Here is a 7,078-nt window from a genome sequence, read left to right on the forward strand (position 1 = left end):
ACTTCAGCGAAGATCAGATCTATCGCATCGACCATTACTTGGGCGCGGAGGTCGAGGTGCAAAAAGTAGGCGGCGGCACGCTTAGCTGCTGCGGCGAGCCGATGAAATGTATAACTGAGGATCTGACGCAGGTAAATTTGATGAAGGCGTTCGCAGGCGAGTCGCAAGCGCGCAACAAATATGATCTTTACGGCGATTTGGCCAAAGAGGCGGGCTTTCACGCCATTGCGCGACATTTTTACGAGGCTGCCGAAAATGAAAAATGGCACGCCAGAGCCGAGCTAAAGGCGCATCACGCGGCCGCAGGCATTCCGCTTGATAAAATGGATAAAAATCTGCTCGATGCCGCCGCCGGCGAGCGCTACGAGCACGAGAGCATGTATCCGAGCTTCGCTAAAATCGCGACCGAAGAGGGTAAAAAAGAGGTAGCGCGCCTTTTTAACGCTATCGGCAAGGTCGAGCAGGAGCACGAGCGCGAATACAACGAGCTTCAAAAGATCCTGCTAGAAGAGGGTTTTTTCGAGAGCTTTGATGAGGAAGTTTGGGTGTGCGAGGTCTGCGGCCACGTTCATCGCGGCAAGAAAGCCCCAGGCGCCTGTCCGCTCTGCAAGGCTCCGCGCGAGTATTTCAAAAAACAAAGGCTTGTTTAATTTTGATGCTTGCGGCACGGCGTTTTTGCGATAGCTTTTGAAGCCGTCGCAAATCTCGTTTATTGTCGCAAGCCGATCGCTTAAATCTTGGCTTAAAATTTTGCGCGAGATTTCGTCTTTTTGCTCCTTTTTGCCGCGGGACTCCGTGGCTAGACGAAATCTCGGGCTAAATTTATTTAGCCTAAACTCCTTTTCTTATCCCCCTAAGAAATGAAATCCTGCTCGCAAGAGCGGGATTTCTGTCGTAAAATAAATCTAAAATGATCATGCCGATGGATTTTGTATCTTTAAATTTTTATTATAAATTCCTATATGATTCTTGCGCTGTTTACGAAGTAAGCTTCGCATCGGTAAATTTCGCAGCAAACTTTGGTGGCAGAATCTTTTGTGTCTTTAATTTTAAGGCGAATACGGTGCGATGAGAATTTGAAAGCAAATCAAACTATAAAATTTCGAGGGTTTAAATTTTAAATCAGAAATTCCATCCTTACGGAATTTGCAGATAAATTTTATATCCGCTACCTCTTAATATGTCGATTATCTTTTGCTTATAAAATCCTCGGATGAAATACCGTATCGTCAAAATTTAAATGAAATTTTATACTAAATTTATCTGGAATTTTAGGCAAAATCGTATGAGAAAATTTAAAAAGTAAAATTTATTCTATACTCCAAAAGAGTAAAATTCTAGTTTTTTTGCAATCAAGCTCTAAGGCTCGCGCGTTAATTTTAAATTTTGCCGAGTTAAATTCTAAAGCTCGCAAGGTAAAATTTTTAGGTTCTGTTATGCTAGTATGAAAAACAAATTTCAGAATTTTTCAAAATAAAATTCTGAAATTCTTGTAAAATATTCCATAAAAACGATTTTAAAGCCGTCTCAAAACGAAATTCAAAAAATCTTGCTCAAGCAAGCCTCGCAACGCCGCAAATTTTAAAATTTCACTCCTCGAATTCCTCCGCGACCTTCGCCGCAAGGCGCAGTTTGTCGCTGTCGAAGTGGGTGTAGATGCGCGAAGTATTTAGGCTCGCGTGGCCGAGGGCTTCTTGGACGAGCACGAGGTCCTTTTGCTTTTTGTAAAGCATCGTCGCGAAGGTATGGCGCAGCATGTGAGCGCCGTTTTTTTCCTTGCGGATGCCCGCGCTCATTAAAATTTTCTCCACGATGCCGCTGACATAGGCCTGAGTAAGCGGCGCGCCGTTTTTGGTGACGAAAAGATAGCCCTCTTTGTTTGCAAAGTTCGTCTCCAGCGCGTTTAGATGCTCCTCGATCAGGTGGCGCTTGATCATTACGATGCGGTATTTATTGCCCTTGCCGCGGATTCGGATGACGAAAAGATCGCCCTCGGGCGCGATATCTTTGCGCTTGAGATTTATCGCTTCGCCCACGCGGATGCCCGTATAGACGATGATTTTTACGATTAGGCGGTTGCGATGGGCAAAGGAGCGAAACTCGCTTAGATTTATCGCGTCCAAAAACCGCTTCAGCTCCTCCTCGCTCATAAACTCCGGAAGCTTCGTGCCGCGGCTGCCGCTAATGCCGCCCCAATACTTAAGCTCGATGCCGAAGTTGTGCGAGGTACCGTCCTGCTCGTTTTGGCGGTCGATGAAGCCGAAAAAATTTATCAGCGCGATGCGGTAGTTTTTTTTGCTCGCATCGCTTAGCCCGCCCGTAATCGAGGCTAAAATTTCGCTCAAAAGCTCCTCGTCGATATTTTTCATACTCTCAAGGCCGTACTGCATGATCGCTTCGTAAAATTTTTTAAGCGGATTGAAGTAAGTGTTAATGCCCGTAAGGCCTGCATTTCGCGCATCTTTTGCGAGCCGCTCGAGTTCATTGATGTTTGCTACCTCGTGATTTAGCGCCAGGCTCGCGCGGCGAAACAGCGCGTCGTTTTTCAGCTCCTTATTCGATAGCGCGCTTAGCTTATAGCGCACGAATTTTACGAGCCAAAACAGCAGCGATTTTTCAAAGCTATCCTTGTAATCAAGCGGGAATTTCATTTGCTCTCCTCGCTGTCGCCGAAGATCACGAAAGGCAGCATCAGCGTGTTTTTGATAAGATTATACGGCGTTTTTAGCACGTCGGTCGCAACGCCGGTCGAGTAGGTAGGCTTTTTCGTCGTGCCGCGAATCTCGATGATCGTGGAGATCGTGTTGTTTTCGCCCAAGATGATATGATTTAGCAGCGGGATTTTTGAGATTATCGAGCTTGCGTCTTTTAGGTATTTAAGCTCTAGATCGATATTTAGCGCGCCGCTTTTCATATCAACTTCGCCGTTACCCGCGATGTCTGCGCTACTGCCGGTAAAGTTCATTGCGTTTATGTAAATTTTATCGCCGCTGCGGCGAAAGTAAATCTTGCCCTTCTGCACGCTAAAGCCGCGATCGTTGAAATCGGGCGTCTTAAACGTAAGTAGCGAGGGCACGGAGTTTATAAAGCTAAGCAGCCTTTGATAGATGATGTAGTCCTTCAGATAGGTGTTTTGCACGTTGATCTCGCCGCGGTAGTTGCGCGGATCGATGCCGCTTGCTTTCAGCGTAAATACCCCTCCGTCGAAGCTCTGCGAGCCCAGGAATTGATTAAGCGCCTCGCCGCTGATGTTTTGCGCAAAAATTTGAAGCAAACTCTTTTTAAAGATCAACTTCACGTCGCCGCGTTTAAAGCTTGCGTTCAGGTTCATATTTTTGCCGTCCAGCACGCCGTTAAAGTGCGTAAATTTAAGCGTCTTATTAAGATCGGATAGCACGATGGAAGAGTTTTGCCCGCTGAAATTTATCGGCGAGCGCTCCTTTGTGCCGTTATTAAACTCACTAGTTTGCACGCTCGTATTGATCGCGACGTCCACGTCTTTTAAAGAGACGAAGTTGCCGCCTTTGTTGATTTTGAGAGAAATTTTACCGCTTCCGCTAGAGCCTTCCAGATCGCCCCCGCGCACTCGAAGCGCGAAAGAGTCGTTTTTATAATGGCTTCCGTCCTTGTTCAGCAGACCGAAATCAAAGATGAGATTGTTGCTGCTGATATCTAAGTTTGTAAAATCGCTAGTTAAAATTTTAAGATCTCCGCCGCTAATGCCCGCGTTTTTAAGCGTCTTAGAAAAGGGCAAAATTCCGCTAATATCTGGCGAGCTAATCTCGATCCGCTCGCCGAAGCTCATCTTTGCGCCTAAAAATTGCGAGCTCAGCACCGGCGCTTTGCCGCTAAAATCAAGGCTTATATTATCTCGCGCGTCGCCAAATTTTAAAATTTCTTTGCCGTTCGGGGAGAGATTGAAGCTATGAATAACGCCGTTAAATTTAGCTTTGCGCGTGGCGATGTCGATGCTGCCGCTTGCCGTGGCGTTAAAAATTTCATTTTGCAGATTCGCATCTTTGATATCGATCTTTTTTTCTGTGATATGCACCCGCGCGGCTTTGGAGTGAAATTTTGCTTTAGAGATCATCAGATCGGCATCTTTTAGCGTCACGTTCGCATCGACCTTGGCGCTTTCCTTTTCGACGTCTACGTCTATCAGCACGCGCGCATCGATCCCGCCACCTAGCGGATATACGGGCTCATCTATGCCGTAGCTTTGCAGGATCGCTATAAGGTCCTTGCCCAAGCTCTCCTTGGTCCGCAGATCCAGATATACGACCGGCTTCTCTTCAAAAAGCCCGCCGATACGTACGCCGCTTCCCTCCAGGCTTTTGCCTTTAAATTTAGGCTCATTTAGCGTGAAGCTTAGATAATCGTTTTTAAGCGTGATGTTTGCGTCTTTCACCGTTACGGCTTCGATTTGCGGCTGAAATTTTATCGTAAGATCCTGCGCGTAAGCCGTGGCGCTGACGTTTTCGGCGACCGGGCGCGGATCTTTCAAATCGATCTTCGCGCGGAGGTTTTCGATGTAGTAGTTTTTTGCGACCGCCTTGCCGTAGATCCACTCGTTCGCAAGAGGATTTAGCCCCGTTAGCGCGCCTAGCTCATTCATAAAATTTTTCAGACTCAAGGCCGAGGCGCGATTTATCTCGATATTTAGCTCCGAGCCGATATTGTGCACGTCAAGCTCGCCCGCGATCTCGTGCGAAGCGAAGGCGCCGTTAAAATCATACGTATCGGCTTTGAAATTTGCTCGCGCCGTGCCGTGCAGAGTGAGATTAAAATCATTTAGCTTAAGCTCGATGGGATCAAAGCTCAGCCCGTCTGCGCCAGGCGTGATCTTTGAGCTTAGCCTAAAAAACCGCGTGTCGGCGTAAAAAACGTCGCTTTTGTATTTTAGTTTCAGGCTTTCGCCTTTTATTTTCATATTGTCTACGTCGATCTCTTCGAAAAAGGAGTTGATGAGCGAGATTTTTTTGCTAAATTCTAAAATTTTCTCGCTTTGCGTGCGCAGATCGGTGGAATTTTGCTCTAAATTTTGTGTATTGTTTTGCGTAATTTCAAGATTTTTTATACGCAGCACGAGACCTTTATTTAGCTTTAGATAAAACCCCTCAAGCTTTGCAAAGCTCACGTCCAGCTGCGAAATCGCAATACCGTGTTTTAGGCCTACCGCGCAGATTATAAAAAGTATAGTAAGAGTAAGAAAAAATCTAGCTAAAAATTTATACATCATCGTCCCATTAAAAAGCTACGCCCAAAATCAAATCGGGCGTGCCGAAAAACTGCGCTTATAATATGAAATTTATTCAAAATTTTGGCTTATTTGCCTATAATTTCAGCTAAATTTTGAAAGGAACGCATGAAATTCTTTATAAAGCTCATCAAAGCTGCGTGCATTTGTATCGAGCTTGCGGCTATCTTCCTTTTGGCCGTAGGCTTTGATCTACACGAGCGCGTCGGCAACGCGAAAACCGTGCAGATAGGCCAGGGCAGCTCAACGAAAATTTTATCGCAACTCTCAAAGAGCTATCCTAAATTTACGAAATTTGACGCGAGGCTGCTTTCTTTTTACGGCGGCGCAAAAACCGGCGAGCTGGAGCTTAGCGGCGAAAATTTGCCCAAATATCAATTTTTGTATGAGCTAAGCGTCGCAAAACCCGTGATGAACGAGATCAAGCTGATCCCGGGAGAGACTACGATCGTGTTTTTAAAACAGCTGGCGAAAGATCGCGGGCTAAGCTTTAGCGAGCTTGAGCGCGAATACAACGCCACGGCGCCGTTTTACGAGGGCTTTTTGGTGCCTGAAACCTATAAAATTAGCAAAAACGAAAGCGAAAAAAATATCATCGATCACCTCATCTCAAGCGCACAAAAATTCCACGAAGACTTGTCGCGCGAACTTAGCGGCGACTATAACGCCACGGCGTGGAAGCAGGTGCTGATCAAGGCCTCGGTCATTCAAAAAGAGGCCGCAAACACAGATGAAATGCCCCTCGTAGCCTCCGTCATCGACAACCGCTTAGCCAAAAATATGCGCCTTCAGATGGACGGTACGCTGAATTACGGCGAGTTTTCGCACGTCAAGATCACTCCGCAGCGCATCCGCACCGACACCAGCCACTACAACACCTACCTCAACGACGGACTTCCGAAAGAACCGGTATGCGTGGTCTCTCGCGATGCGATACGCGCCGTTTTCGCGCCCGCAAAGAGCGAATACCTCTATTTTATGCGAAATAAAAAAACGGGACTTCACGATTTTGCGCGCACGCAAGCCGAGCACGAGCGCAACGTAAAGGCGCAGAGGTAAAATTTAAGGCCGTTTCGGCATTAAATTTAAAAACGAGATTTCGTCTTTAAATTTTAAAATTTAACCCGCAGTTATAAAAATGCGGGCTGATATTTAGGAGATAACAATGAAAATAGCGATATTCGGCGCGGGAAACATCGGTGCGGCGGTAGCAAACGATCTTATCGTAAGCGATTCTTTGAGCCAAAAGATAGATAGCATCGCGCTTGTGGATACGGTAGAGCAGATCGCGCGCGGCAAGGCACTCGATCTTGCCCATACGGCGGCTGTTTACGAGCGCGACCTGCGCATAAGCGGCAGCACGGAGCCCGGCGACATAGCGGAGGCAGGCATCGTCGTGATTACCGCAGGGCGCGCAAGAAAGGCGGGGCAGAGCAGGGAGGAGTTGTTTGGCGCAAACGCCGCTATCGTCGCGCAATGCGCACGAGATGCCGCAAAATACGCGCCTAGCTCCATCATCATCGTCGTTACCAACCCGCTTGATATGATGGTTTATGCGGCGCTGCAGGCTAGCGGGTTTGCAAAAGAGCGCGTCATCGGCATGGCGGGCGAGCTAGACGGCGCGCGGCTTAAATTTGAACTCGCGCGCGCAAGCGGTAAGGAAATTTCATCGATGAGAAGCGCGATCGTAGGCCCGCATAGCGAAGAGATGATCGCGCTTAAAAACGAGCTGGGATTTGAAATTTCAGATGAAATTTTTGATCGTGCGGTGCAAAATACCAAACGCGCCGGCGCGCAGATCGGCGAGCTGCTTGGCATGTC

General features: G+C 47.2%; 5 protein-coding genes. 3 read left to right on the top strand and 2 right to left on the bottom strand.

The window, feature by feature from the left end; all coding sequences use genetic code 11:
- The first annotated feature begins 17 nt into the window (after positions 1–17).
- Positions 18–650 carry a ferritin family protein gene (locus Q0372_RS04365; RefSeq protein WP_298103047.1) on the top strand — a complete coding sequence of 211 codons (633 nt, stop codon included), beginning with the start codon at positions 18–20 and terminating at the stop codon, positions 648–650.
- 939 nt (positions 651–1,589) lie between these two features.
- Here the strand turns inward: Q0372_RS04365 and Q0372_RS04370 are convergent.
- Positions 1,590–2,651, bottom strand: coding sequence for a tyrosine-type recombinase/integrase (locus tag Q0372_RS04370; protein WP_298103034.1), 1,062 nt, complete (start codon positions 2,649–2,651; stop codon positions 1,590–1,592).
- On the bottom strand, positions 2,648–5,236 hold the full coding sequence (locus Q0372_RS04375) for an AsmA-like C-terminal domain-containing protein (RefSeq protein ID WP_298103037.1): 2,589 nt from the start codon (positions 5,234–5,236) through the stop codon (positions 2,648–2,650). Before Q0372_RS04375 ends, Q0372_RS04370 begins: the two co-directional genes overlap by 4 nt.
- 129 nt (positions 5,237–5,365) lie before the next feature.
- On the opposite strand from Q0372_RS04375, the gene mltG reads away from it, so the two are divergent.
- Together mltG and Q0372_RS04385 are read left to right on the top strand one after the other, a co-directional pair.
- A complete protein-coding gene (gene mltG / locus Q0372_RS04380) occupies positions 5,366–6,316 on the top strand; it encodes an endolytic transglycosylase MltG (RefSeq protein ID WP_298103041.1) in 951 nt (316 codons plus the stop codon).
- A gap of 106 nt (positions 6,317–6,422) precedes the next feature.
- Positions 6,423–7,078, top strand: a 656-nt coding sequence (locus Q0372_RS04385; protein WP_298103044.1) for a malate dehydrogenase, incomplete at its 3' end; no start/stop codon positions are given.

The sequence above is a fragment of the uncultured Campylobacter sp. genome, assembly GCF_937997405.1.
Lineage (GTDB): Bacteria > Campylobacterota > Campylobacteria > Campylobacterales > Campylobacteraceae > Campylobacter_B.